General features: G+C 64.2%; 26 protein-coding genes. 10 read left to right on the plus strand and 16 right to left on the minus strand.

Features of this window, described 5'->3' with window-relative positions; all coding sequences use genetic code 11:
- The 3 genes from VLR48_RS13730 to VLR48_RS13740 all read right to left on the minus strand — a co-directional run.
- A partial coding sequence (locus tag VLR48_RS13730; RefSeq protein WP_325292338.1) for a cupin domain-containing protein occupies positions 1 to 358 on the minus strand: 358 nt, incomplete at its 3' end.
- 113 nt (positions 359 to 471) lie between these two features.
- Positions 472 to 672, minus strand: coding sequence for a hypothetical protein (locus tag VLR48_RS13735; protein WP_325292339.1), 201 nt, complete (start codon positions 670 to 672; stop codon positions 472 to 474).
- A gap of 60 nt (positions 673 to 732) precedes the next feature.
- Positions 733 to 954, minus strand: coding sequence for a hypothetical protein (locus VLR48_RS13740; protein WP_325292340.1), 222 nt, complete (start codon positions 952 to 954; stop codon positions 733 to 735).
- Positions 955 to 1521: 567 nt separating this feature from the next.
- Here VLR48_RS13740 and glpK point away from each other — a divergent pair.
- From glpK to VLR48_RS13765, 5 genes are all read left to right on the plus strand, one after another.
- Positions 1522 to 3033, plus strand: coding sequence for a glycerol kinase GlpK (glpK, locus tag VLR48_RS13745; RefSeq protein ID WP_325292341.1), 1512 nt, complete (start codon positions 1522 to 1524; stop codon positions 3031 to 3033).
- Positions 3034 to 3227: 194 nt separating this feature from the next.
- Complete coding sequence (locus tag VLR48_RS13750; RefSeq protein ID WP_325292342.1) at positions 3228 to 4889, plus strand: glycerol-3-phosphate dehydrogenase/oxidase; 1662 nt, start codon at positions 3228 to 3230, stop codon at positions 4887 to 4889.
- Positions 4890 to 4973: 84 nt separating this feature from the next.
- The gene (locus tag VLR48_RS13755) at positions 4974 to 5708 is read left to right on the plus strand and encodes an MIP/aquaporin family protein (protein ID WP_325292343.1); all 735 of its coding nucleotides are present in this window, start codon (positions 4974 to 4976) and stop codon (positions 5706 to 5708) included.
- 40 nt (positions 5709 to 5748) lie between these two features.
- Positions 5749 to 6183, plus strand: a complete 435-nt coding sequence (locus VLR48_RS13760) for a twin-arginine translocation signal domain-containing protein (protein ID WP_325292344.1) — start codon at positions 5749 to 5751, stop codon at positions 6181 to 6183.
- A 96-nt stretch (positions 6184 to 6279) separates the two neighbouring features.
- The gene (locus VLR48_RS13765; RefSeq protein ID WP_325292345.1) at positions 6280 to 7551 is read left to right on the plus strand and encodes an ABC transporter substrate-binding protein; all 1272 of its coding nucleotides are present in this window, start codon (positions 6280 to 6282) and stop codon (positions 7549 to 7551) included.
- A 22-nt stretch (positions 7552 to 7573) separates the two neighbouring features.
- On the opposite strand, the gene VLR48_RS13770 is transcribed toward VLR48_RS13765, so the two are convergent.
- Positions 7574 to 8428, minus strand: coding sequence for a DMT family transporter (locus VLR48_RS13770; protein ID WP_325292346.1), 855 nt, complete (start codon positions 8426 to 8428; stop codon positions 7574 to 7576).
- Positions 8429 to 8555: 127 nt separating this feature from the next.
- Between VLR48_RS13770 and VLR48_RS13775 the strand changes: the two genes are divergently transcribed.
- Complete coding sequence (locus tag VLR48_RS13775) at positions 8556 to 8822, plus strand: type II toxin-antitoxin system Phd/YefM family antitoxin (protein ID WP_325292347.1); 267 nt, start codon at positions 8556 to 8558, stop codon at positions 8820 to 8822.
- A gap of 155 nt (positions 8823 to 8977) precedes the next feature.
- On the opposite strand, the gene VLR48_RS13780 is transcribed toward VLR48_RS13775, so the two are convergent.
- The 9 genes from VLR48_RS13780 to VLR48_RS13820 all read right to left on the minus strand — a co-directional run bounded on the left by VLR48_RS13780 (position 8978) and on the right by VLR48_RS13820 (position 18009).
- Complete coding sequence (locus VLR48_RS13780; RefSeq protein ID WP_325292348.1) at positions 8978 to 12025, minus strand: type I restriction endonuclease subunit R; 3048 nt, start codon at positions 12023 to 12025, stop codon at positions 8978 to 8980.
- Positions 12018 to 12740, minus strand: a complete 723-nt coding sequence (locus VLR48_RS13785; protein ID WP_325292349.1) for an abortive infection family protein — start codon at positions 12738 to 12740, stop codon at positions 12018 to 12020. The genes VLR48_RS13780 and VLR48_RS13785 overlap by 8 nt, the downstream gene beginning before the upstream one ends.
- Positions 12727 to 13989 (minus strand): restriction endonuclease subunit S, encoded by a 1263-nt coding sequence (locus tag VLR48_RS13790; RefSeq protein WP_325292350.1) that lies wholly within the window; start codon positions 13987 to 13989, stop codon positions 12727 to 12729. The genes VLR48_RS13785 and VLR48_RS13790 overlap by 14 nt, the downstream gene beginning before the upstream one ends.
- A gap of 193 nt (positions 13990 to 14182) precedes the next feature.
- Positions 14183 to 15874 (minus strand): class I SAM-dependent DNA methyltransferase, encoded by a 1692-nt coding sequence (locus VLR48_RS13795; protein WP_325292351.1) that lies wholly within the window; start codon positions 15872 to 15874, stop codon positions 14183 to 14185.
- A 79-nt stretch (positions 15875 to 15953) separates the two neighbouring features.
- Entirely contained in the window at positions 15954 to 16394 is a 441-nt protein-coding gene (locus VLR48_RS13800; RefSeq protein ID WP_325292352.1) for a type II toxin-antitoxin system VapC family toxin, read from the minus strand.
- A complete protein-coding gene (locus VLR48_RS13805; RefSeq protein WP_325292353.1) occupies positions 16381 to 16641 on the minus strand; it encodes an AbrB/MazE/SpoVT family DNA-binding domain-containing protein in 261 nt (86 codons plus the stop codon). The genes VLR48_RS13800 and VLR48_RS13805 overlap by 14 nt, the downstream gene beginning before the upstream one ends.
- A 125-nt stretch (positions 16642 to 16766) precedes the next feature.
- Positions 16767 to 17342, minus strand: a complete 576-nt coding sequence (locus VLR48_RS13810) for a Uma2 family endonuclease (RefSeq protein ID WP_325292354.1) — start codon at positions 17340 to 17342, stop codon at positions 16767 to 16769.
- A gap of 144 nt (positions 17343 to 17486) precedes the next feature.
- Positions 17487 to 17756 carry a Txe/YoeB family addiction module toxin gene (locus VLR48_RS13815; protein WP_325292363.1) on the minus strand — a complete coding sequence of 90 codons (270 nt, stop codon included), beginning with the start codon at positions 17754 to 17756 and terminating at the stop codon, positions 17487 to 17489.
- Positions 17737 to 18009, minus strand: coding sequence for a type II toxin-antitoxin system Phd/YefM family antitoxin (locus VLR48_RS13820; RefSeq protein WP_325292355.1), 273 nt, complete (start codon positions 18007 to 18009; stop codon positions 17737 to 17739). Before VLR48_RS13820 ends, VLR48_RS13815 begins: the two co-directional genes overlap by 20 nt.
- A gap of 217 nt (positions 18010 to 18226) precedes the next feature.
- On the opposite strand from VLR48_RS13820, the gene VLR48_RS13825 reads away from it, so the two are divergent.
- On the plus strand, positions 18227 to 18481 hold the full coding sequence (locus VLR48_RS13825; RefSeq protein WP_325292356.1) for a type II toxin-antitoxin system Phd/YefM family antitoxin: 255 nt from the start codon (positions 18227 to 18229) through the stop codon (positions 18479 to 18481).
- A complete protein-coding gene (locus VLR48_RS13830; protein WP_325292357.1) occupies positions 18471 to 18752 on the plus strand; it encodes a type II toxin-antitoxin system RelE/ParE family toxin in 282 nt (93 codons plus the stop codon). Before VLR48_RS13825 ends, VLR48_RS13830 begins: the two co-directional genes overlap by 11 nt.
- 93 nt (positions 18753 to 18845) lie before the next feature.
- On the opposite strand, the gene VLR48_RS13835 is transcribed toward VLR48_RS13830, so the two are convergent.
- From VLR48_RS13835 to VLR48_RS13845, 3 genes are all read right to left on the minus strand, one after another.
- Complete coding sequence (locus VLR48_RS13835) at positions 18846 to 19037, minus strand: hypothetical protein (RefSeq protein ID WP_325292358.1); 192 nt, start codon at positions 19035 to 19037, stop codon at positions 18846 to 18848.
- A 346-nt stretch (positions 19038 to 19383) separates the two neighbouring features.
- Positions 19384 to 19962 carry a peptidylprolyl isomerase gene (locus VLR48_RS13840; protein WP_325292359.1) on the minus strand — a complete coding sequence of 193 codons (579 nt, stop codon included), beginning with the start codon at positions 19960 to 19962 and terminating at the stop codon, positions 19384 to 19386.
- 68 nt (positions 19963 to 20030) lie between these two features.
- A complete protein-coding gene (locus VLR48_RS13845; protein ID WP_325292360.1) occupies positions 20031 to 20651 on the minus strand; it encodes a hypothetical protein in 621 nt (206 codons plus the stop codon).
- Positions 20652 to 20877: 226 nt separating this feature from the next.
- Here VLR48_RS13845 and VLR48_RS13850 point away from each other — a divergent pair, with 226 nt between their 5' ends.
- Both VLR48_RS13850 and VLR48_RS13855 read left to right on the plus strand, forming a co-directional pair.
- Positions 20878 to 21294, plus strand: a complete 417-nt coding sequence (locus VLR48_RS13850; RefSeq protein WP_325292361.1) for a TerB family tellurite resistance protein — start codon at positions 20878 to 20880, stop codon at positions 21292 to 21294.
- Positions 21295 to 21488: 194 nt separating this feature from the next.
- The coding region (locus VLR48_RS13855) for a helicase HerA-like domain-containing protein (RefSeq protein ID WP_325292362.1) at positions 21489 to 22476 on the plus strand (988 nt) is incomplete at its 3' end.

Here is a 22476-nt window from a genome sequence, read left to right on the forward strand (position 1 = left end):
CCTGCTCGTTGGCGTTGTTGCGCGCGACGATGGCGAGCGCCGGCTCGGTGTCGCTCAGATTTCTGGGTTGGTGGGGTAGACCTGCGGGAATGAAGATGAAATCGCCTTCGTCGTTGACGACCGAGTGCCGGAGATTCTCGCCGTAGCGTGTCTCGACGCGGCCCTTGAGCAGATAGATGGCGGTTTCGAATCCCAAGTGCAGGTGGGGCTCGGCCTCGCCTGCGGGCGGGATGACCACCAGGTTCATCGATATTCCCGAGGCGCCGGCGGTGGCCTCGGAGATGCCTACGAAGTTGGGCAGCCGCTGCAGCGTGTCGGTGGGAAGCTCGGGGCGGACCGTCACGATCTTTGCGTTCATGACATGGGTTCTCTGGTTCGCTGACGTCTCTAAGATCATGGGGGTCGCGACCTGCCGGAAGAAGGCGCCCAGGTCGCAAAGGATCATCGACCGCAGGGGCACGAGGTCGAGCTTCAGGTCTCTCCGCCCTCGACCTCCGCCCACGGCGGAATTCGAGGCACTCGACGTGCGCGGGCGACGACATCCTCGAGACCGGGGCTGCCGGGGGAGATCGGAAGCGGAAACCCGCGTGCCTCCAATGCCACTGCCCGTGCCTTCTCCCAATCGACGATGTCGGGGCCGTCGGCGGTTTCGGTCTCGATCGCCTTCTCCATCGGTTTCAGACTACCTTTCCAGCGCTTTTCGTCCTCGGCGAGCTGCGCGTGTGCCCCCAGTTAGAGCTCGCCGCCGCGCGATCCGACGAGATAGGGCTGGTTCACGACCGTCACCTTGCGCTTGGGAAAATAGAACAGCCGCAGTGTCGCGAGGTTCACGACCACGCCTTCGCGCGGGGCGTCCGGCAGAACGTACTGGGTCGGAAGGACCACGCGCGTCCCGTCTCCCGGGAGCCAGGGGTCGACGCCGGGGTTCGCCGCGACGATCTCGTCGTGGCCCAACCCCCGTAGCGACGCGCGAAATCCGGGAGCGTGTCTTCGTATCGAGCAACCACGACCTTGACGTCCCCGACAACGTTGGTCGCCTCGTCCGGTAGGACGAAACGATCCGAACGCTCCGGTTCCTCGATGAATCGATGCGAGTCATACAGCGTCGCACAGCCGCTCAGGGCGAGAGCGGCAAGAAGTACGAGCACCAGCTCAGCGCAGCGTCCGCTCCGCCGCGGCCCGCCATGCTTGCCTCGGTAAAATCCCGATCCTGCGTGTATTGGGCTTGTTTGAACACCGAATGACCTCGCTCAGGAAGAGACTGGCTATAGGTTGGCTGTTCATGGGCCCGGTGGCAAGCGACCTGCCTTCGCGCGTACTAGACTCAGGTGATTTCGAATACCGGGCGGCGCGGTAGGATGATCGATCGCGTTCAGGACGAGAACGTCCAGGCAAACGCCGACCCGCGATCGGCCGGGATCCGGCCCGACGCGATCGGGAGACCGCGTTATCGGCCCCTCGAGAAAAACAACCACAGGGATGTGCCGCCGTCACACCACCAGCGGAGGCGAGAGTCGAGCGATGAACAGCGGTTATATCCTCTCCATCGATGAAGGCACCACGGGTACGACGGCGTTGGTCTTCGATCATGCCGGGTTGGTCCGTGCGCGTGCCTACTCCGAGCTCACACAACATTATCCCAAGCCGGGATGGGTCGAGCACGACGCCGAAGAGATCTTGCTGATCACGATGAAGGTGATCGCCGAGGCCTTGCGTGCCGGCGGCGTTCCGCCCGACGAGATCCAGGCCATCGGCATCACCAACCAGCGCGAGACGACGGTCGTGTGGGAGCGCGACTCGGGTCGCCCGGTCGGGCGAGCCATCGTCTGGCAGGATCGGCGGACCGCACGCTATTGCGACGAGCTCAAGTCTCGCGGTCTCGAGGAGATGGTCCGTGCCAAGACCGGCTTGGTCATCGATCCTTACTTCTCCGGCACCAAGCTGAAGTGGATCCTGGACAACCAACCGGGTCTGCGCGAGCGGGCCGAGCGCGGCGAGATCTGTTTCGGCACCATCGACTCCTGCCTGGTGTACCGGCTGACGGGCTGCCGCGTGCATATCACCGACTATTCCAACGCATCCCGCACCATGCTCTACAACATCCGCGACCTGCAGTGGGACGCGGAGCTGCTGGCGTTATTCGAGATCCCGGCCGCCATGCTGCCCGAGGTGCGTCCCTCCTCGCAGATCTACGGCGAGACCGATCCGCAGATGTTCTTCGGCACGCACGGCATCCCGGTCGCCGGCATCGCCGGGGATCAACAGGCGGCCTTGTTCGGCCAAGCCTGTCATAGCCCGGGGATGGCGAAGAACACCTACGGGACCGGTTCCTTCGTGCTGATGCATACCGGGACCGAGGCGGTCGCGAGCGACGAGCGCCTGCTCACGACCATCGCCTGGGGTGTGGGGGACGAGCCGGTGGAATACGCGCTCGAGGGCGCGATCTTCGTCACCGGCTCCGCAGTGCAGTGGCTGCGCGACGGGCTCGGCATGATTCGGCATGCCTCCGAGACACGCGAGCTGGCGCGATCGGTAGCGGAGAACGAAGGGGTCTACTTCGTGCCGGCCCTGGTGGGTCTCGGTGCCCCGCATTGGGATCCTTATGCGCGTGGCTTGCTGATCGGGATCACGCGGGGGACGACTCGGGGCCATGTCGCGCGCGCGGTGCTCGAGAGCATGGCCTATCAAACGCGCGACGTGATCGAGGCGATGGAGCGCGACTCCGGCATTCGTCTCAAGGAGCTGCGCTGCGACGGCGGTGCTGCGGTCAACAGCGTCCTGATGCAGTTTCAGGCCGACATCCTGGGCGTCACGGTCGAGGTCCCGAGGATCACCGAGACCACGGGGCTCGGCGCGGCCTATCTCGCCGGCCTCGCCGTCGGCTTCTGGGCGAGCCGCGAGGAGATCGCCGAGAAGTGGGCGCTGGATGTGCGCTATCACCCGCGCTTCGACGCGGCTAAGCGCGAGCGTTTGTTCAAACGCTGGCACAAGGCCGTCGAGCTTTCCAAGGGCTGGGCTCACGATGACGACTGATCCGGCCGCGGGCGATGAGTGACGGTTCAAAAGCAACGTGTACAGACACGAGCGCTATCGGCCGTTGGTTGGGCAAAGCGCAGCGTGCCCAACTGCTCTCTGCGATGCCGGCGCGGGTTGGGCACGCTATGCTTTGCCCAACCTACCTGTTCGTGTTGATTTAGGATCGTTTCTGATCCCGGAGGAGCAGTCATATGACTTTGCGCGAGAGCAATATCGCCAAGCTGCGCGAGGGTGTGGTCTATGACGCCCTGATAATCGGCGGCGGGATCAACGGGGCGGTCTCCGCCGCCGCGCTGTCGGGCAAGGGCGCCCAAGTGGCGCTGATCGACAAGCGCGATTTCGCGGGCTTCACCAGCCAGCAATCGTCGAACCTGGCCTGGGGCGGCATCAAGTATCTCGAAAGCGGCGATTACCTGCTCGTGCGCAAGCTGTGCCTGAGCCGCAACGAGCTGATCCGCAGCTACCCGAGCCGAGTGAAGGAGATCCGCTTCTTCGCGACGATCGACCGCGGGTTTCGATTCTCGCCCTTCTTTCTGTGGCTCGGTACTTGGGTCTACTGGCTTTTCGGCAACGGCTTCACCCGGATCCCGCGCTTCCTCACCAAAGACCGCATCCACCGCGAGGAGCCGGTGGTGAAGACCGACAAGGCGGCCGGCGGATTCGAATACTCCGACGCCTATCTGCACGACAACGACTCACGCTTTGTCTTCCAGTTCGTGCGCTCGGCGATGGATCGCGGCTGCATCGCGGCGAACTATGTCGAGTCGCTCGGCGCACGGCGCGACGGTGAGCTCTGGATCACCCGCGCGCGCGATACCCGGACCGGCGAGACCTTCGAGATCCGCTCCAAGGTCCTGATCAACGCCGCCGGCCCTTTCGTCGACGATCACAATCAACTCACCGGGGAGCAGACCGAGCATCAGCACCTCTTCTCCAAAGGCATCCATCTGATCGTGCCGCGGATCACGCCCCATCAGCGGATCCTGACCTTCTTCGCCGACGACGGACGGCTGTTTTTCGTCATCCCGATGGGCGTGCGCACCTGTATCGGCACCACCGACAACCGCGTCGACACACCGCAGACCGAGGTCACCGAAGAGGATCGCGACTTCGTGCTGGAGAACATCAACAAGCGGGTCGCGTTGGCGGTACCGCTCACGCGCGAGGACATCATCGCCGAGCGCTGCGGTGTTCGGCCGTTGGTGGTGAAGCGCCAAAGCGGCGACGGCAGCGGGCGCGACTGGATGCAGCTCTCCCGCAAGCATGAGATCGACGTCGATCGCGCGCGTGCGCATCTGTCCATCTTCGGCGGCAAGCTCACCGACTGCGTGAACGTCGGCAACGAGGTCTCGCGGATCGTCGCGGGGCTCGGCATCGCCCTGCCGCATGCCGGGTACCGTTGGTACGGCGAGCCGCACCGCTCGGTCTACGAGGAATATATCCACCAAGCGCGCTTGATGAACCTGGACAGCTACACCTCGCCCGAGTCCATCGAGCCGCTCTCCAGCCGGCTGTGGCGTCGCTACGACCAGCAGGCCTTCGAGCTGCTTGCGCAGATCCGCGAGGATCCGCGCCGGGCCGAGGTCTTGATCAAGGGGACGGATTATCTGCGCTGCGAGATCCAGCTCGCCAAGCGCCAGGAGATGATCGTCACGCTCGAGGATTTCCTGCGCCGTCGCTCCAAGATCGCCCTGGTGGTGCCGCGCCGGCAGATCCAGGAGGCGGATGGGCTGATGGAGGCTTGCGGGATCCTCTTCGGCGAGGCCGCGCAGGCGCGTTACCAGGAGTATTTCGGCGAGTCTCGAAGCGTCACGCGGGCGCAATCCCGCCACCTGGAGTCGGACGCCGCCTGACGTCGAGTCGGCGCTCCGTGCCGGGACTCCGAGCCTGGCTCCAAGCAGGTTCCGCGACGACAACACCACCTGAGGGCAACGGGCATGACCCCATTCTTTGGAGAGCTGATCGGAACCGCTCTGCTGATCCTGCTCGGCAACGGTGTCGTCGCCAACGTCCTGTTAACTGCGACCAAGGGCCAAAACGGCGGCTGGATCGTCATCGTCTGGGGTTGGGGCATGGCCGTGTTCGTGGCCGTGTTCACGGTCGCCGCATTCAGCGGCGCCCACCTGAATCCGGCGGTCTTGGTCGGCCTTGCGGTCGCCGGCAAGTTCGAATGGGGGCAGGTGCCCGCCTACGTCCTGGCGCAGTTCATCGGCGCCATGATCGGTGCGGTGCTGGTCTGGCTGACCTACTGGCCGCATTTCGCACGCACGGAGGATCCGGACCTCAAGCTCGGCTGTTTCTGCACGGCTCCGGCCGTGCGCAACGCACCGTCGAACCTCTTCTCCGAGGCCATCGGCTCCTTTGTCCTGGTGCTCGCGGTGCACTTCCTCGCCGTGTCCGTCTTCGGGCTGGGGGCTCTGGATGCCCTGCCGGTCGGTCTGCTCGTTCTGGCCATCGGTCTGAGCCTCGGCGGCACGACCGGCTATGCGATCAACCCGGCGCGTGATCTCGGGCCTCGGATCGTCCATGCCCTGCTGCCCATGCCGGGCGGCAAGCGCGACAGCGATTGGGGCTATGCGTGGATTCCGGTGGTGGGGCCGCTGATCGGCGCCGGGCTGGCCGGTCTCCTGTATTTGGCGTTGCAAGACCCGACCAGCGTGCAGTTTCGGTGAAACCCGCGTCCGCGCGAGCGAAGCCGATGGGAGATATCCGATGAGTCGACGCACGCGAGAGCAACCCGTCCGAACGAGCCGGCGCCGATTCCTCGGAGCTGCCGCCGCGCTGCTCGGCGGCGCGGCGCTGCCCGGTCTTCCCTCGGCCCGGCAGTCCGACAGGCCGCCAGCCGACATCGACCCAGCGCGATCGGCTGCCGCGCGTCGCTGGCTGACGAGCGAGCTCACGCCCTCGACCCTGGATCCCGACGCGCAGATGGCCGAGATGCAGTTCCTCATCCGCGCGGCCGCACCCTTCCGGGGGCAGCGCATCCACGTCGTCTCCGAGACCATCCCGACCCATGTCTACGAGCAACGCATACTCGCTCGGGCCTTCCACGAGATCACGGGCATCCGGGTCCAGCACGACCTGATCCACGAGGGCGAGCTCGTCGAGCGCATCCAGCGCCAGACCCGGACCGGGCGCAACCTCTAAGATGCCTATGTCAACGACTCGGACTTCATCGGGACGCATTTCCGCAGCGACGCCGTCGTGCCGCTGTCGGACTGGATGGCTGGCGAGGGCGCCGATGTGACCCTTCCGACGCTGGATCTGGACGATTTCATCGGTCGCGCCTTCACCACCGGTCCCGACGGTGTCCTCTACCAATTGCCCGACCAGCAGTTCGCGAACCTCTACTGGTTCCGATACGACTGGTTCCGGCGCGACGATCTGAAAGCGGGTTTCGAGACCCGCTACGGCTATCCGCTTGGCGTTCCGCTCAATTGGAAGGCCTACGAGGACATCGCCGATTACTTCACGAACCAGGTCCGCGAGATCGACGGGCGACGGGTCTACGGACACATGGACTACGGGAAGGTCGACTCCTCGCTCGGTTGGCGCTTCACCGACGCCTGGCTCGCCATGGCCGGAGTCGGGGATCCGGGACTGCCCAACGGCACGCCGGTGGACGAATGGGGCATCCGGGTGGAGGACTGCAGGCCGGTCGGGTCTTCCGTCTCGCGCGGCGGCGCGACCAACAGCCCGGCCGCGGTCTACGCCCTGCGCAAGTATCTGAAGTGGCTGCGCGCCTTTGCGCCCCCGGAGGCGCTGAACATGACCTTCACGGACGCAGGCCCGGTGCCCGCAAGCGGCGACATCGCCCAGCAGGTCTTCTGGTACAGCGCCTTCACGCCCGATCTGGTCAAGCCCGGCTCGGCCGTGATGGACAGCGATGGACTGCCGAAATGGCGGGTCGCGCCATCGCCCCACGGCGCCTATTGGGAGCCCGGCATGAAGCTCGGCTACCAGGACTGCGGGGCCTGGACCCTGCCCGCGACGACCCCGCTAGAGCGCCGTCGGGCGGCCTGGCTCTGCGCACAGTTCTGCGTCTGCAAGAGCGTGTCGCTCAAAAAGACCCTGGTCGGGCTGACCCCGATTCGCCGCAGCGACCTCGCCTCCGAGGCCATGACCGCGGCGGCACCCCGACTCGGCGGTCTGGTTGAGTTCTATCGCAGCCCGGCACACCTGGCCTGGACCCCGACCGGACTCAATGTCCCGGACTACCCGAAGCTGGCGCAACTCTGGTGGACGCGCATCGGAGACGCTGTCCGGGGCAAGACCGATCCGCAACAGACCCTGGACAATCTGGCCGAGGCCCAAGACCAGACGCTGGCACGTATTGCGGCCTTGGGCCTGTCCAAGCGGTGCGCACCGCAGGTGTCGGCACCCGAAGACCTAGCCGTCTGGCTTACCGGACCGGGCGCCCCGAAACCGCGACTGACCGACGAGGAGGGGATCGGCAAGACCATGGAGTACGACACCCTCATGGCGGCTTGGCTCACGGAAAGGTTCGGCGGCTGATGCAGCGGGGTGTCGAGAGGATCTATCTGAGACCACCGACCCGGTCACGCTCGAGGATCACCAAGGCGATCCCGCCGAGCACTGCTGCGGAGGCGAGCACGAGACGCAGCGTGATCGGCTCGGCGAGCAGGGCGACCCCGCCGATCGCCACGATCACGGGTACGCTGAGCTGGACCGTAGCCGCGCTCGTCGCCCGCAACATCGGCAGGACTCGATACCAAAGCGCGTAGCCGAGTGCCGAAGTCAGGGCGCCCGAGGCGACGGCATAGCCGATACCGACCGCATCCGGCGAGACCTCCGTGATCATCAGCAGGCTCAACAACGCCGTGATCGGCACGGTCAGCAGAAAGTTGCCGGCCGTGACACGGATCGGGTCGCCGGCCCCTTTGCCCCGCACCGAGTAGACACCCCAGGCCATTCCGGCACCGATCATCATGAGTGCACCCACCAACGGAGGTGCGGAAAGCCCCGGCATCAGCAGGCCGACGAGTCCGCCGAAGGCCAATGCGACACCGACGATCTGAATGCCGTCGAGGCGTTCGCCACCCCGGAGTCCGAGTGCGATCATGGTCACCTGTACGGCACCGAACAAAAGCAGTGCGCCGGTCGCTGCGGTCAAGCTCAGGTAAGCGAACGAAAAGAGTGCCGCGTAGCCGAACAGGGCGAACGCCGAAGGCCAATTGCCCGCACCCGCACGTGCCTTCCCGGTCAGCCAGACGAGCAGCCAGAGCATCAGCGCGCCCGAGATCAATCGGATCGATGTGAAGCTGGCTGCATCGATGGCCGTATCGCGCAGTGCTGCCCGGCACAGCCAAGAGTTCGCGGCGAAAGCGATCATCGCGAACGCGGTCAGCAAGATGAGGCGGGGGTTGGTCATGGCTGGGTCGGCATCCTGGTTTAGGAGTATTGAATTGATCGGAAATAGCCTTGTTCTTGATCCCCGCGTCGGGAGCCAACACCTCATTACAAACCCAGTCATTTTCCCGCCTTGCAGGAGCCTGTCTATGCGTGTCTGGTCAGTTCAGGACGCCAAAGCTCGCTTCAGCGAGTTTCTGGATGCCTGTGTGACCGATGGCCCCCAGGTGGTCACGCGACGGGGCACTGAAACCGCCGTGCTAGTGCCCATCCATGAGTGTCGCCGCCTTCAGGCGGCCGCCCGCCCCTCGCTGAAGCAGCTCCTGCTGGCCGATACGGCCCGGACCGATATGCTGGTGCCGGAACGCGGCAAGGCTCGCCGGCGCCCAGGCCTGGCCCCTCGATTGCCAAGGTAAAGGGGCTCACCGTCGTCACGCGCAACGTTGCCGACTTCTCCTCCTTCGGCATTGTGCTTCTCAATCCATTCGAGTTTGGCGCGAAGCCCGGAAATGCGGACTAATCGCGACATCCGATCGCGTCCGTCACGTGTGGCTCCCTCGTAATACGTCCCCTATTCGACGAAATCCTCGGTCGACAACTCCGCCTGCCGCAGCACAAGCTGGGTGGCGCCCTCTGCGAGATCCGGCGGATAGCCGTACTTCGCGAGCAGGCGCCGGACGTTGCGCCGCAGGGTGGCCCGGACCGATTCGCGCTGTGTCCAGTCGAGCTTCGGCATCCGGCGTACCATCTCGGTCAGCTCGCGGGCCATCAGCCGCAACGCGTCGCTTTGCATGACCTCGCGCGCCGAGGCGTTCTCGGCCAGCGCGTCGTAAAACGCGATCTCCTCCGTACTCAGCCCGAGCGCATCGCCCTGCCGTTGCGCCTCGCGCAGGTCCCGCGCCAGGTCGATCAGACGGGCGATCATCTCAGCCGTCGTGATGGCCTTGTTGGTGTAGCGCAGCAGCGCGTCTTCCAACGCCTCGCGGAATTTGCGGCTGCGCACCAGGTTGCTGCGCTCAGTGCTGCGGATTTGATCGTTCAGCAGCTTGCGCAGCGTCTCCAGGGCCAGATTCTTCTGCTCCAGCGCGGCCACGCGCTTCAGGAACGCATCGCTCAGGATGTCCAGCCGCGCCTCGTCGAGGCCGGCCACAGCGAACAAGTCGATCACCTCGTCCGCATCCACCGCGCCGCCGATCACCTGCCGCACCGCGGCATCGATGTCCCGCTGCCGCGCGCGGCTGTCCGGACGATCGCCGTCGTCCGCCAGCCGCTTGCGGATCATCGCCGCCGCGCGCTGGAAGAAGGCCAGGTGCGGTGCGATCAGGTCGGTTTCCGGCCGCGGCACGGCGAGCGCGAAGGCCGTCGCGAGCTCCTTGACCAGGGTGCGAAAGCGCGTCCAGCCGTCGTCCTGTCCCAGCACATGATCGATAGCCGCCAGATACACCGGCAGCACATCGCGCGGCGCGGCGTCGAGTGCCCGGGCGTAGTCGCAGCCGTGGAAGAAATCGCGCAGCGTCTCGAAGGCCGACTGCATCGCCGGCATCGCCTCGTCCTGCACCTGTCGCACGGCCTGCCCGGTGCCGCCGGCGCGGCTGTAGGTGGCCAGCGCATCGGCCAGTTGGTCGGCGAGCCCGAGCAGATCGACGATCAGCCCGCCCGGCTTGTCGCCCCAGACCCGGTTGACCCGCGCGATGGCCTGCATCAGATTGTGCCCGGCCAACGGCTTGTCGAGATACAGCGTATGGGCGGGCGGACAATCAAAGCCGGTCAGCCACATGTCGCAGACGATGACCAGGCGCAGATCATCCGCCGGGTCCTTGAAGCGCTCGGCCAGGCGTTTGCGCGCGGCCTTGGTGCGGACATGGTCGCGCAAGGGCTCCGGGTCCTCGGCGCTGCCGGTGACGACCACCTTCATGGCCCCGCGCTCGTCGTCCGCATCGTGCCAGGCCGGTCGCAGCACGCGGATTTGCTCGTAGAGCCGCGCCGCGATGTCCCGGCTCATGGTCACCACCATCGCCTTGCCTTCCATCGCCGCACGCCGCTTCTCCCAGTGCTCGACGATGAACGTCGCCAGGCGCTCCAGGCGCTCCGGCGCACCGACCAGCGACTCCAGCCGCACGCGGATGCGCTCGTCGGGGTCGGCGCCCTTACGATCGGCCTTGACGACGTAGTCCACCTCGTCCTCGGCTATCCGCGCCCCGTCCTCGTCCACCTTGAGCTTGACGATGCGCGACTCGTAATAGAGCGGCCGGGTGGCGCCGTCCTCCACTGCCTGGCGGATGTCGTAGACGTCCGCGTAATCGCCGAAGACATGGATGGTGTTCTTGTCGTCGCGCTCCAGCGGCGTGCCGGTGAAGCCGACGAAGGTCGCGTTCGGCAGCGCCTCGCGCATCCAGCGCGCGCCGCCCTCGACGAAGCCGTATTGGCTGCGGTGTGCCTCGTCCGCCAGCACCACGACATTGGCGCGCTCGGAGATCACGCCGTGGGCCTCGGCGAACTTCTGGATGGTCGTGAACGCCACGCCGCCGGCGGCGCGGTCCAGCAGGTCCCTCAGGTGATCGCGGCTCGTGGCCTGCACCGGGTCCTGCCGCAGCAGCGCGCGCCCGGCTGCAAAGGTGTCGAAGAGCTGGTCGTCCAGGTCATTGCGGTCGGTGATCAGCACCAGCGTCGGATTGGCGAGGTAGGGCTCGCGGATCAAGGCGCCTGCCAGCATCAGCATGGTCAGCGACTTGCCCGAGCCCTGGGTGTGCCAGATCACCCCGCCGCGCCCGTCGCCGGCGGGCTTCAGATGTGCGAGCACGTTTGAGCGCGCCTTGCGCACGGCACGAAACTGGTGATACCCGGCGATCTTCTTGACGATCTCGCCGTGTGGGTCCTCCTCGAAGACTACGCAACTGCGCAGATAGTCGAGCAGAGCCCGCGGCTCGAAGAGCCCACGGATCAGCGCCTCCAGCGTCGGCGCGCCTCCGCCGTCATCCGCGAGCGGTCGCCAAGGCATAAAGCGGCTGCGGTCGCTGGTGATGGAGCCGACCCGCGTCAGCATCCCGTCCGAGACCACTCGCACCAGGTTCGCAACGAAGAGGTCAGGCACCGTCGCTTGATAGCGGTCGAGCTGCTCGATGGCCGCCGTGAGATCGGCCTGCGGGTCGGTCGGGTCCTTGAGCTCGATCACCGCGATGGGCAAGCCGTTCAGGAACACCACCAGGTCCAGCCGGATCGTCTTGCCGCAGGATCCGGTGACCGTGAGCTGGCGCACTACCAGGATGTCGTTGGCGAGCGGGTCGTCGAAGTCCACGAGCCGGGCGCGTCCGCCCCGGGTCTCGCCCGAGACGGTATCGCCGTATTCCACCTCGACGCCATTAGTCAGCTGCGAGTGAAACCAGCGGTTGTTCTGGACCAGGGTGGGATGCGGCGGGTGGGCGAGGGTGCGCATCACGCCTTCGATCGTCTCCTGAGGTAATCCAGGATTGAGCCTTCTGACAGCGCCGTTCAGAACCGTGCCAAGGATCGAAACATGGCCTGCGTCGTGGTCATCGTCGAGATCTTTAGCCAGCAAGACCCGAACAGGGACCGCCTCGAACCAGGCTGACGCGGCAAGTTCAGCGGTTAGCTCATCCATCGACTCCCTCCGGGAGAGTTTCACCCTCACTGAAGTCGTCCTCGTCCCCGTCAGGGCGATTTCTAAATTCCACAAGACTCTTCCGATACGCCAGCCTATCCTGGCTGTAGAGCGCTTGACTGGCGCTGATCGGCACTTCTTCGATCACGATGTCCGAATACCTGCCGTCCAGGTAGGCGTTGAAATCGTCATGGACCGCAAATCTGAGATAGTTAATCGGATCGCGCCCGATCTGTTCCTGATGCAGCCTGAACATCAAGCCAATGGCAGCATCTACGGCGGTTGCGATTAGGATCGCGTAATCGACCGACAGCACGTTATCCAGTGCGTCCCGGCCATGCGGCCCCACCCCTTGGCTATTACGCACCTTAACCACGCCGTCGACGAGAGAATTCAGGCCCCTGAGTATGCTGGCAACGCCCTGCTCGGCTTCTTTGTCGTCGCGATCCAGCGATGTTAGCTCCAGTGTTTGGATCGCCTGCGACATCAGCCAGTTCGGGTTCGGGTTGGGCGAAATCTCGATGCCGCGATCTGTCAGGATCGTGATGCAGACGGTTTCGAGCAGCCCACGACAGTGTGTGAATGCGATGCCGGGCTCGCTCTTGATCGTTCGCTCGATAACCTCGACGGCTGATCGAAGCGAGGCGGATGTCGGATACCGTTCGAACAGCTGTCGGCAGCTAAGAAGCTCAAAGCTCCCATCAAGACTGGCCATGCGACTCCCTGGGAACCTGTAGGCGTATTTCTCCGGATAGGAGCTTGGGTAGCAGATAATCGCGCAGTCGTGCCAGCGCTCGGGACTCCAGCATGACCTGGGCGTAATGTTGGTAGAGCGGTCCGATAGCACGGTCAGCCGCGTGCAATATCTCAGATGACGGAACGATGACGAGTGCTTCTTGGAGATGACCTCGCTTGATGTGCCCCATCGTTGTTGCCTTGCTTGCTGCAACGGCACGGAACCACGGCAAGTGCTGACGAACCCAGAGCAAGCAGAACCAGTTCGGATAATGGGCTGAGGTGACTTTGAACAGATGCTGATTCAAGGCGCCCTTGCCGCCAAACCAGAACTCGGTCTCAAGCGTACCGGACCATGAGAACAACAAGTCGCGATCGTTGATCACGTACTGCTCGGGCACATCGCCATTCGCCCAGTCGGTCCCATTGGTCGAGCCCTTTCGAAGCTCCGCGATTTTGATAACGGGTAAATCTTGACCGTCTCCGCGTGGGGGGTATTTCTGAAGTGCGAGACCGTTGAGGAAGGTTGCAATCGCTGCAATCGGTTTAAGTTCCCACCCCTTCGGTACGGGGCCGATCTCGGATTCGACAAAGCGGTTGGGTAGGGCGTCGAAGACGGGCTTGGGCATGGATGGTAAGGAGGTCGCGCCCGCGGCCTTGGCGTGCACCGGCTCGAAGTCCACGAACCAGGCGCGGAAGATCGCCCGTGCCAGCCGCTCCAGCGCCTGCGCCGTCCGCCGGTTTTGCTCGATCTTGTCGTCGAGTGCGCCGAGGGCACCGGCGATGGCGCGTTGTTCGTCAATGGGTGGTAACGTGATCTGTAGTCGCCGCTGGTCACGCAGGCTGAGGTAGGGCGCCATATCCGTCGAGGCAGCCATCCCGTGGAGCTGTACATCGAACTCACGGCTGTTTGACCAGTAACGAAGAAACCCTGGTTCGAGCTGATCATAGTCCAGAGAGCGCCAACGGCTTAGGTGCGGCGAATAGACGAATAGGGGCATTTTTGGAGTAACAAAGGTCGTGCGGCCTGTCGAGTTTCCCTTTGTTGTCACGGCCACATCGCCGGCCTTCGATAGCTTTTCTTCAAGTCGGGGCGTCAACTCGTCGCGGAATCGATCAACCCCCGCAAAGTTGATATGGGTATCTGTTACGTGTCCTGCGCGTAGGAAGATTAAGCCGGTGCCACCGAGTTCAGAGTTCTTTGCACGGTATCCATCGGTGACATCCAAGATACCGCCATCAATGAGTTCGCCAAAAGTCGCACGTGTCGTGCTTGTCCATGCTTCGGCGTCGCGTCTTCCAGGCGGATGCTGTTCAGTGGGTTGAGACGGACCGCTGGAGCTGCTCGACGACCCTCGCAAGCTGGAGCGTGGGAGCGAGAAAGGGTCGGGTTGGGGCTGGAACTCGGGAGCCGTCGGCCGATCAGCCATTGCCCACCCCCTTCAGCCGCTCGCGCACCACCCCCATCAAACGCTCACCGTCTACGAAGCACGCCTCCAGCTCCGCCAGCAGGCGCGGGTATTTCTCCTCGAATGGCTCGCCGTCCTCTTCCTGCTCCTCGGCACCGACGTAGCGGCCAGGGGTGAGCACGAACCCGTGCTTGCGGATGCCGTTGATGGTCTCCGCCTTGCAGAAGCCAGAGATGTCGCGGTAGGTCCAGTCGCCGTGTTCGGCGGCGTCCCACCAGGCGGGGGCGGGCTCGCCGCGCCATTGGCGGAAGGCGTAGACGATGCGGCCGATGTCGGAGTCCGGGCGGGGGTCGCCGAGTCCATCGGCGAGCAGGGTCTCGCCGCCGTCGCCGCCGGTTAGCACCCGCAGCGTTCGGGTCTGCAGGGTGCCGAGCTTGCGGGCGTCGATGAACAGTGTCTCGCCGCAGCGCCCCTCCTTTCGATTGGGGGCGCCGTGCTTGAGGTTGCGGCCGGTCTTGTCGCGGGTCAGGAACCAGAGGCAGGCGGGGATGCCGGTGGTGAGAAAGAGCTGGGCCGGCAGCGCGACGATGGCGTCGACTAGGTCGGCCTCGACGATGCGTTGGCGGATCTCGCCCTCGCCCCCGGAGCCGGACGACAGCGAGCCGTTGGCCATGACGAAGCCGGCGACCCCGCCGCCATGACCGTTCGGTGGCGCCAGGTGATGGATGAAGTGCTGAATCCAGGCGTAGTTGGCGTTACCGGCGGGCGGGGTGCCGTAGCGCCAGCGCACGTCCTTCTCCAGCAGCTTGCCGGACCAGTCCGAGATGTTGAATGGCGGATTGGCGAGGATGTAGTCGGCTTTCAGATCCGGGTGCAGGTGGCGCAGGAAGGTGTCCGCGGGCTGGGAGCCCAGGTTGGCCTCGATGCCGCGGATCGCGAGGTTCATGTGCGCCAGTCGCCAGGTGGTGGGGTTGGACTCCTGACCGAAGATGGAGATGTCGGTCGTCTGTCCGCCGTGGGCCTCGACGAAGCGCTCGGACTGCACGAACATGCCCGCGGAGCCGCAGCAGGGGTCGTAGACGCGGCCCTCGTAGGGTTCGAGCATCTCCACCAGCAGGCGCACGATGCAGCGCGGCGTGAAGAACTCGCCGCCGAGCTTGCCCTCGGCCTGAGCGAACTTGCCGAGGAAGTACTCGTAGACGCGGCCGAGACTGTCTCGGGCCTTGGCGCGGTCGCCTTTGAAGTCGCTGTTGGCGATCAGGTCGATCAGGCCCTTGAGCTTTTCGGGCGCGATGCTGCGGCGGGCGTAGTCGCGCGGCAGCTTTCCCTTGAGATTCGGGTTGTCACGCTCGACGGCGAGGATGGCGTCGTCGATCAGCGTGGCGATGTCGGGCCGGATGGCCTGGTTCTGCAGGTTCTGCCAGCGCGCCTCGGGCGGTACCCAGAAGACGCGCTCGGCGGTGTACTCGTCGCGGCTCTCCAGCAGGCTCTCCATCTGGACGCCGGTGATGCCGTCCGCTTCGAGCTCGGCCATGAGGCCCTCGCGCCTGGCCGCGAAGGCATCGGAAATGTACTTCAGGAACAGCAGGCCCAGCACGACGTGCTTGTACTCGGCCGCGTCCACCTGACCGCGCAGCGCATCGGCCGACTTCCACAGGGTGTCGGCATAGGCGAGGTCGTTGTTGTTCGAATCCTGACTGGCCATCGAGGCTCCTGTTTGTATCGTGCCGTCGGCCGGAAACGGCTGTCTTGGGGATGCCCCTCGCATTCCTCGCGGGTTCTGTTTACGGCACCCTTGAGTACAGCTCGGAGCCGGGAACCACAATTTGAGTGCCCACGCCCAAGCGTTGCGCGCGTCGCCCAACCCGACGGTCATCAAAGGTATAGAGCGCCTCGCAGTGACGGCTGCCGGCGATATGAAGGGCATCGGCGAAGTCCAAACCCTGTTCGAGAAGCTCCAGCGCGGCCGCGATCCGGTCGACCTCCTCGACGTTGACGTTCGGTAGCCCAAGCAGGTGCGTCAGGACCTGAATCACCTGTGCCGCATCGAAGCGGTAAAAGGCGCGCAGCACCCATTCGAGCTCCAAAACGACAGTGAGCGGGACGAACAGGCTGGGACTCTCGACGAGGATCTTGTAGGCGATCGGTCGTTGTGTGGCCGCTTCCGGGTCGCAGGGGTCATCGACATAGAAGCGGGCCAGGATGTTGGTATCAAGGGCGATCATCGCGCTCGTCCCGCATCGCGGTCGCCACATCGAAGTCCGACAGGTTTCGCACTCCGGGCCGGTCGCACCTCAGCAGCCCGAAGCCGTCCTCGGGTCGCGTCTGCTTGATGGTGCGGATGATTCGGACCCGGATGCTGTCGCCTTCGAGCTCGAAATCCAGTTTGCTGCCGGGTGCGATTCCGAGCCGCTGACGGATTGCGGCGGGGATGACCACCTGGCCCTTGTCCGAGACGGTCACGGTCGACATCGTGGGTGCTCTAAATCTTACATAGTAAGAGGCAAGAGTTTACGCCAGCCGCGTTCCGATGCAAAACGGGCCGGGTTTGCCGTGTGTCGGCATGAGCCTGGTACGGCCGGTCGCGTCGGTCTCTTCTATGCCGTTGGCGCCCAGAGATCGCTCAGGTTGATGGCCACCGCATCGAAGGGTGCGACCGACACCGAGGCCGCACCGGCAAAACGGCCGATCTCTCTCCAGGCTCCATCTTCGAGTGCGTAGGCTTCCAATGTGTGTGCTAGAGGGTCGACCAGCCACGCGTAGGACACGCCGAACTCCGCGTAGATCGGCATTTTGATATTCCTGTCCTTGCTTTCGGTGGACGGGGAGAGGACCTCGCAGATCCAATCCGGCACGACTTCGATGCGATGGACGGGGGGATGGTTGAGCATGCGCTCGCGCCTCCAGCCGGCAAGATCCGGTACATCGACCTCGGCGTCTCGGATGAAATGCAATTCAGGCTCGTCGACGATCCACCAACCGCCGGGGCCGCCGCGTCCACGTTGGAAGGGCCCGATCAGCTCGTAGCCAAGGCCAGACGCCGCCACGATGTGGGGCCACGCCGGACGCGGCTGGACGTAGAGTTGGCCGTCGAGGATCTCCCCTACGACCTCTTCGGGTAGGCTTTCAAGTTGTTCGTAGAGACCGGGCCGAGGTTTTGTACGTGGGTGCATAGCGAGTGCTCCCCGCGGCTTGTTCCGCATTTTCGGAGAAGTAAGCGCCGAATCTTACGCTGATTGAGCCAACTTGATGCCGGGGATTCCGCCGCAGCACTCAGTTTCATCGCGCTGCGTGTCCGAAGGCGGATTCAAACGCGCTCAACGATGATCACAGTGACCGCCGATCGCAAAGATGTAGATCGACTCGTCGTCGAACCGATGAATCACGCGGTCTTGCTGTGACAGACGACGTGACCGGAGTCCGCTCAGGTTGTGTTTCAACGCCCCCGGCTTGCCGATGCCCGTTGCGGGATCGCCGCGTTGCATGTCCTTGATGATGCGGCACAGATTGCGGTGCAGTCGCTTGTCTGTGTCCCGAAGCGCCTCGTATTGCTCCCAGGTATCGCCCTCAAAGACGATTGATCGCAGCAAGCTGCTCCGGTGCCGGGCGGTAGCCACTCGCCAGTGCGTGTGTCTGAGAAGAGCGAGCGATTTGTTCCATCAGTGATCGGTTCTGGAGAACATAGAGTGTTTCTTGCTCGCGCTCCCAATCCTCGGCGCTGAGGACGACAAAGTCCTCGCCGTTGCGGCGTGAAACCTTCAGCGGTTCATGCTCTGCGATGACCTTTTCAACATGCGCGCGTAGATTGTCGCGGAATTGGTTCACGGTGACGGTGTCCATCTCTCGGCCTCCTCCGTACGGCAACTCGGTACGGAATATAGTGCAGGATCCCGAAACGACAAAGCCCGACCTCTCTGGTTTGGAGAAGGCGCGAGCGCTACCCCAGTAACTACCCCGGTTTTTCGTAGCTCAGGGCAGTTCACCCCGAGGATCTAGACTTGCGCAGAGACCTATTCCGGATGCTATTCTGAGCACCTTGAATCGAGCGGAGATCGTCATGGCTCATATCATCCTAGCGGAGGTCACCGCCAGCGTGTCCGAATTGAAGAGGAACCCCATGGGGACGGTGGCGGCTGGCGACGGCTTTGCGGTCGCCATCCTCAACCGCAATGAGCCGGCCTTTTACTGCGTGCCGGCTGATGCATACGAGGCGCTGATGGATCGGCTGGAAGACTTGGAGCTCAATGCGCTGGCGGATGCCCGCCTCGCAGACGGACAGGCACCACAGAAGGTGTCTTTGGATGATCTATGAACTGGCCTTCCATCCGGAGGCGCTGAAGGAATGGGTCAACTTGGATCCATCGGTCAGAACCCAGTTCAAAAAGAAACTCGCCGAACGCCTGCTCAATCCGCGCGTCCCGGCGGCCCAACTCTCGGGGCGCTCAAACCGCCACAAGATCAAACTGCGAATGGTGGGCTACCGACTCGTCTATGAGGTTCGGGACGCCGAGTTGCTCATCCTCGTTGTGGCTGTGGGAAAGCGCGATAGCAAAGCGGTCTATCGAATCGCCACGAATCGTTAGGGGAGCTCCGCTCTGTACTGCGCGTCGCCGGCGTTGCGGGTGCATAAGGGCTTGAGCTCGGCGGGATACATTGCATGTCCCGCCGGGCACGAGTCAGCCGAGACTGCTCAGGACATCGGCCTCGATCTGTCGGGCATAGGGGCCGAAGCGTTTTTGGTGCTCGGTCGCCCACTGCAATTCGGCCCACGTCTGCATCCGTAGCTCGGGCTGGCCGTCCGGGCGGAGACACTCCGCCGAGCGGGGTCGGGCGTCACGATAGTCTCGGTCGAGATCGATGTCGTACATGGCTGGATCCTCGGTGCTTCTGGCTGAAATGAGGTCGAAGACGCGGATCCTGAGGCAAGGACTGCACCAAAATCCTACGACGCCTGTCATCTTTTGGAAACTCTGAGTCCATTCATCGTGAAATTCAATCCCGAGCGGCGGTGTCGCCGTCGGAGTCGTGCTTGGAGATCAATTGGATCTTGTGAGGTCGGGTGAGGGTGACGGGCGGATCGTGGCCAGGCCATCCGCGCTCGCCTGGCTCATCGCGATGCGGAGGGTTCGGTCGGTCTGGCAGCGGCTCGGGGCCAGAGGCGGCCCCGAAATGGTGCGACCCTCGACCCGAAACGGGTCGAGGATCCTGTCGACGTCAGAGCGCGCGGCAGTCCGCGAGGACCACTTCGGTCTTGGTTCCGCCGGAGCGCGAGCCTTGGGCCTCCATCGCTTCGACGACGTCCATGCCCTCGACGACCTTGCCGAAGACTACGTGCTTGCCGTCCAGCCAAGGTGTCGCATCGACCGTGATGAAGAACTGCGACCCGTTGGTGTTGGGGCCGGCATTCGCCATCGAGAGGATCCCGGCCTCGGTGTGCTTCAGCTCGAAGTTCTCGTCGGCGAACTTCTCTCCGTAGATGGACTCGCCGCCCGTGCCGTTGCCGCGGGTGAAGTCCCCGCCCTGGATCATGAAGCCCGGGATGATGCGATGGAAGGGACTGCCGGCATAGGCGAGCGGCTTGCCGCTCTTGCCCATGCCCTTCTCTCCGGTGCAGAGCGCACGGAAGTTCTCGGCCGTCTTCGGGACCACGTCGGCGAAGAGCTCGATCGTGATGGTGCCGGCGGGCTCGCCGCCGATCGTCACGTCCAGCGCGACCTTGGGGTTGTCAGCAAGAGCGGGTGTCGTCATAGCAGCTAAGAGTACCGTGGTGAGGTAAAGGGATGGTTTTGACATGGTCAATTCCTGTCGTGGTTGAACGTTGTGAGTGATCTTCGGAATAAAAGGTCGGAGGTTGCCGTATATCATGCAGGCGGCGGTTCGGTCTCGCTCCCGACGAGCCCGTCCGGCGGAGGGAATCGTGCGACCAAGGCATCGGGCAGCTCTCCGCGTCCGGCTTGGTAGAGCGCGCCGGATTCGAGCATGATGGTCACCATGACGGCAAGCAACAGGGGCACGACGCCGATGCGTGCCCAAATGGCGCTGGCCATGTCCTGCGACTCGATCTTGTGCCGCTCCATCTCCTGCATCGCCGAGGGCAGGGTCTTGAGCTGTGCCGCGATCTCGGTCTCGTCCGTTTTTCCGAGCAGGGCGATGCTCAGGATCGCGGCACACACCAGGTAGGCGATCAGGATCAGGCGATAGCGGCTCGCGGCCAGGCGCCAGTGGATTGCGGCGAACCAGCGCATGTCATTGCCGGGTCGCCGGGACCTCATCCAGGTCACGCCGATCAAGACCAGGGAGATGGCGAGCGGGATCGAGACTGCAAGCCACTTGTAGCGCCCGATCATCGAATCCGGCTCCGCCATCGAGCCCGCGAGCAGCGCGACCCCGATCAGAAGATTGAAGACGATCAGGTTGACCATCGCCAGCTCATGCGGCGTCTTGGCCTTGCGGCGGCTTATGTCGTCGACTGGGAAGAACATGTCTGTCGCGTCCGTGGAGGTCGATCGGAACGTCCGATCCGGGTCGCGCGAAGCGCGCGCCCGGAGCCGGTATCATTTTGGAGCCTCTGCTCCCGAGAACGCAAACTCGAGGGGGTTGACTCGGGCCCGGGTTTGGATCCGGGCCTGCACACGGCGGCGCGCTCGGGTTTGTGCGATCATCGCTCGACCGTCACGACAACAAAATTACCGAGGAGCCAGGACGAGGATGCCCGAGATCACCCCCTACGCGGACAACAGCGCCGAGGCCATGCTGCGCGTCATCTCACTCTTCATCATCGGCGATGGCGAGGTGAAGGACGAGGAGATGGACATGCTCGAGGAGCTCGGTGTTTTCGAGCGCTTCGGTGTCGACCGCGACGACTTCGCGCGGATCCTCGACGGTTACTGCGACGACCTCATCGCCCATGCCGGCACCGCCCGCTTCGTCGGGCTCGCCGATCCGGATTGGGTCGACACCATCCTGGCCCCGGTCACGGACCGCGTCGCGCGTCGGAACTTGGCACGGATGCTTCTGTTGCTGGCGCGCTCGGACGGCTTTTTCTCCGACGCCGAGCTCGTGATCTATCGCCAAATGCTCGACCGCTGGGAGATCGATGTCGACTCACTCGCCGAGCCGGACTGAGCGGGGGCCGATACGAGCCCCGCGAAGCGTGCCGCGCGACAGGGGTCCGAGACGCGGCGACACAAGGCCGGGCGGTCGCGGCGAGACTCGCCCGGGTATACTTGACGCCCCCGACCGCTCGGCGCTGCACCTCGGCGTGTTGCCGGCCGCGATGGCTCGGATCACCCACATTGGCGATACACGGAGTGCCTGATATGACCCAGTCTATCCTCGTCGGCAAGGGGCCCGATTCGGTCTCGATCCTCTCGCGCATGGCCAACCGGCACGGTCTGGTCGCGGGGGCAACGGGTACCGGGAAGACGGTGACGCTCCAACGGCTTGCCGAACAGTTCAGCCGTATCGGCGTGCCTGTGTTCCTTGCCGACATCAAGGGCGATCTCGCGGGTATCAGCCAGCCTGGAGGCGGCAACAAGCGCGTCGCCGAGCGGGTCGCCGAGATGGGTCTGGAGCAGGACGAAGGTTTCGTCTATGCCGGCAATCCGGTGATGTTTTGGGACATCCAGGGCGAGCAGGGTCACCCGGTTCGCACCACCTTGACCGAGATGGGACCGCTCCTCCTGTCGCGTTTGCTCAATCTCAACGAGGTGCAGGAAGGTGTCATCAATATCGTTTTCCATGTCGCCGACGAGAACGGCTGGCTGCTCCTCGATCTGAAGGATCTGCGTGCCCTGTTGGCACATGTGGCCGAGAACGCCGCGGAGCTCCAGACCCGTTACGGCAACGTCTCGTCGGCGAGCGTGGGCGCGATCCAACGCCGCTTGCTGGTGATCGAGAAGCAGGGCGGGGATCTCCTCTTCGGCGAGCCTGCGCTCGCGCTGCAGGACATGATGCAGACCGACGAGAACGGCCACGGCTACATCAATATCCTCGCCGCGGACACGCTCGTCCACACCCCGGCGATCTACTCGACCTTCCTGCTCTGGCTGCTGTCCGAGCTGTTCGAGGAGCTTCCCGAGGCGGGCGACCAAGACAAGCCCAAATTGGTCTTCTTCTTCGACGAGGCGCATCTGCTCTTCAAGGATGCGCCCAAGGTCCTGCTGGACAAGATCGAGCAGGTCGTGCGGCTGATCCGCTCCAAGGGCGTCGGCGTGTACTTCGTCACGCAGAACCCGCTGGACGTGCCGGACACGGTGCTCGCACAGTTGGGCAACAGAGTTCAGCACGCCTTGCGTGCGTTCACGC

Origin of the sequence: Thiocapsa sp. (assembly GCF_035467215.1) — a bacterium.
Lineage (GTDB): Bacteria > Pseudomonadota > Gammaproteobacteria > Chromatiales > Chromatiaceae > Thiocapsa.

Coding starts and splice junctions, on each gene's coding strand:
- VLR48_RS13735 (WP_325292339.1), bottom strand. CDS start 672: ATGGAGAAGGCGATCGAGACCGAAACCGCCGACGGCCCCGACATCGTC.
- glpK (WP_325292341.1), top strand. CDS start 1,522: ATGAACAGCGGTTATATCCTCTCCATCGATGAAGGCACCACGGGTACG.
- VLR48_RS13750 (WP_325292342.1), top strand. CDS start 3,228: ATGACTTTGCGCGAGAGCAATATCGCCAAGCTGCGCGAGGGTGTGGTC.
- VLR48_RS13755 (WP_325292343.1), top strand. CDS start 4,974: ATGACCCCATTCTTTGGAGAGCTGATCGGAACCGCTCTGCTGATCCTG.
- VLR48_RS13760 (WP_325292344.1), top strand. CDS start 5,749: ATGAGTCGACGCACGCGAGAGCAACCCGTCCGAACGAGCCGGCGCCGA.
- VLR48_RS13770 (WP_325292346.1), bottom strand. CDS start 8,428: ATGACCAACCCCCGCCTCATCTTGCTGACCGCGTTCGCGATGATCGCT.
- VLR48_RS13775 (WP_325292347.1), top strand. CDS start 8,556: ATGCGTGTCTGGTCAGTTCAGGACGCCAAAGCTCGCTTCAGCGAGTTT.
- VLR48_RS13780 (WP_325292348.1), bottom strand. CDS start 12,025: ATGGATGAGCTAACCGCTGAACTTGCCGCGTCAGCCTGGTTCGAGGCG.
- VLR48_RS13785 (WP_325292349.1), bottom strand. CDS start 12,740: ATGGCCAGTCTTGATGGGAGCTTTGAGCTTCTTAGCTGCCGACAGCTG.
- VLR48_RS13795 (WP_325292351.1), bottom strand. CDS start 15,874: ATGGCCAGTCAGGATTCGAACAACAACGACCTCGCCTATGCCGACACC.
- VLR48_RS13800 (WP_325292352.1), bottom strand. CDS start 16,394: ATGATCGCCCTTGATACCAACATCCTGGCCCGCTTCTATGTCGATGAC.
- VLR48_RS13805 (WP_325292353.1), bottom strand. CDS start 16,641: ATGTCGACCGTGACCGTCTCGGACAAGGGCCAGGTGGTCATCCCCGCC.
- VLR48_RS13810 (WP_325292354.1), bottom strand. CDS start 17,342: ATGCACCCACGTACAAAACCTCGGCCCGGTCTCTACGAACAACTTGAA.
- VLR48_RS13820 (WP_325292355.1), bottom strand. CDS start 18,009: ATGGACACCGTCACCGTGAACCAATTCCGCGACAATCTACGCGCGCAT.
- VLR48_RS13825 (WP_325292356.1), top strand. CDS start 18,227: ATGGCTCATATCATCCTAGCGGAGGTCACCGCCAGCGTGTCCGAATTG.
- VLR48_RS13830 (WP_325292357.1), top strand. CDS start 18,471: ATGATCTATGAACTGGCCTTCCATCCGGAGGCGCTGAAGGAATGGGTC.
- VLR48_RS13835 (WP_325292358.1), bottom strand. CDS start 19,037: ATGTACGACATCGATCTCGACCGAGACTATCGTGACGCCCGACCCCGC.
- VLR48_RS13840 (WP_325292359.1), bottom strand. CDS start 19,962: ATGTCAAAACCATCCCTTTACCTCACCACGGTACTCTTAGCTGCTATG.
- VLR48_RS13845 (WP_325292360.1), bottom strand. CDS start 20,651: ATGTTCTTCCCAGTCGACGACATAAGCCGCCGCAAGGCCAAGACGCCG.
- VLR48_RS13850 (WP_325292361.1), top strand. CDS start 20,878: ATGCCCGAGATCACCCCCTACGCGGACAACAGCGCCGAGGCCATGCTG.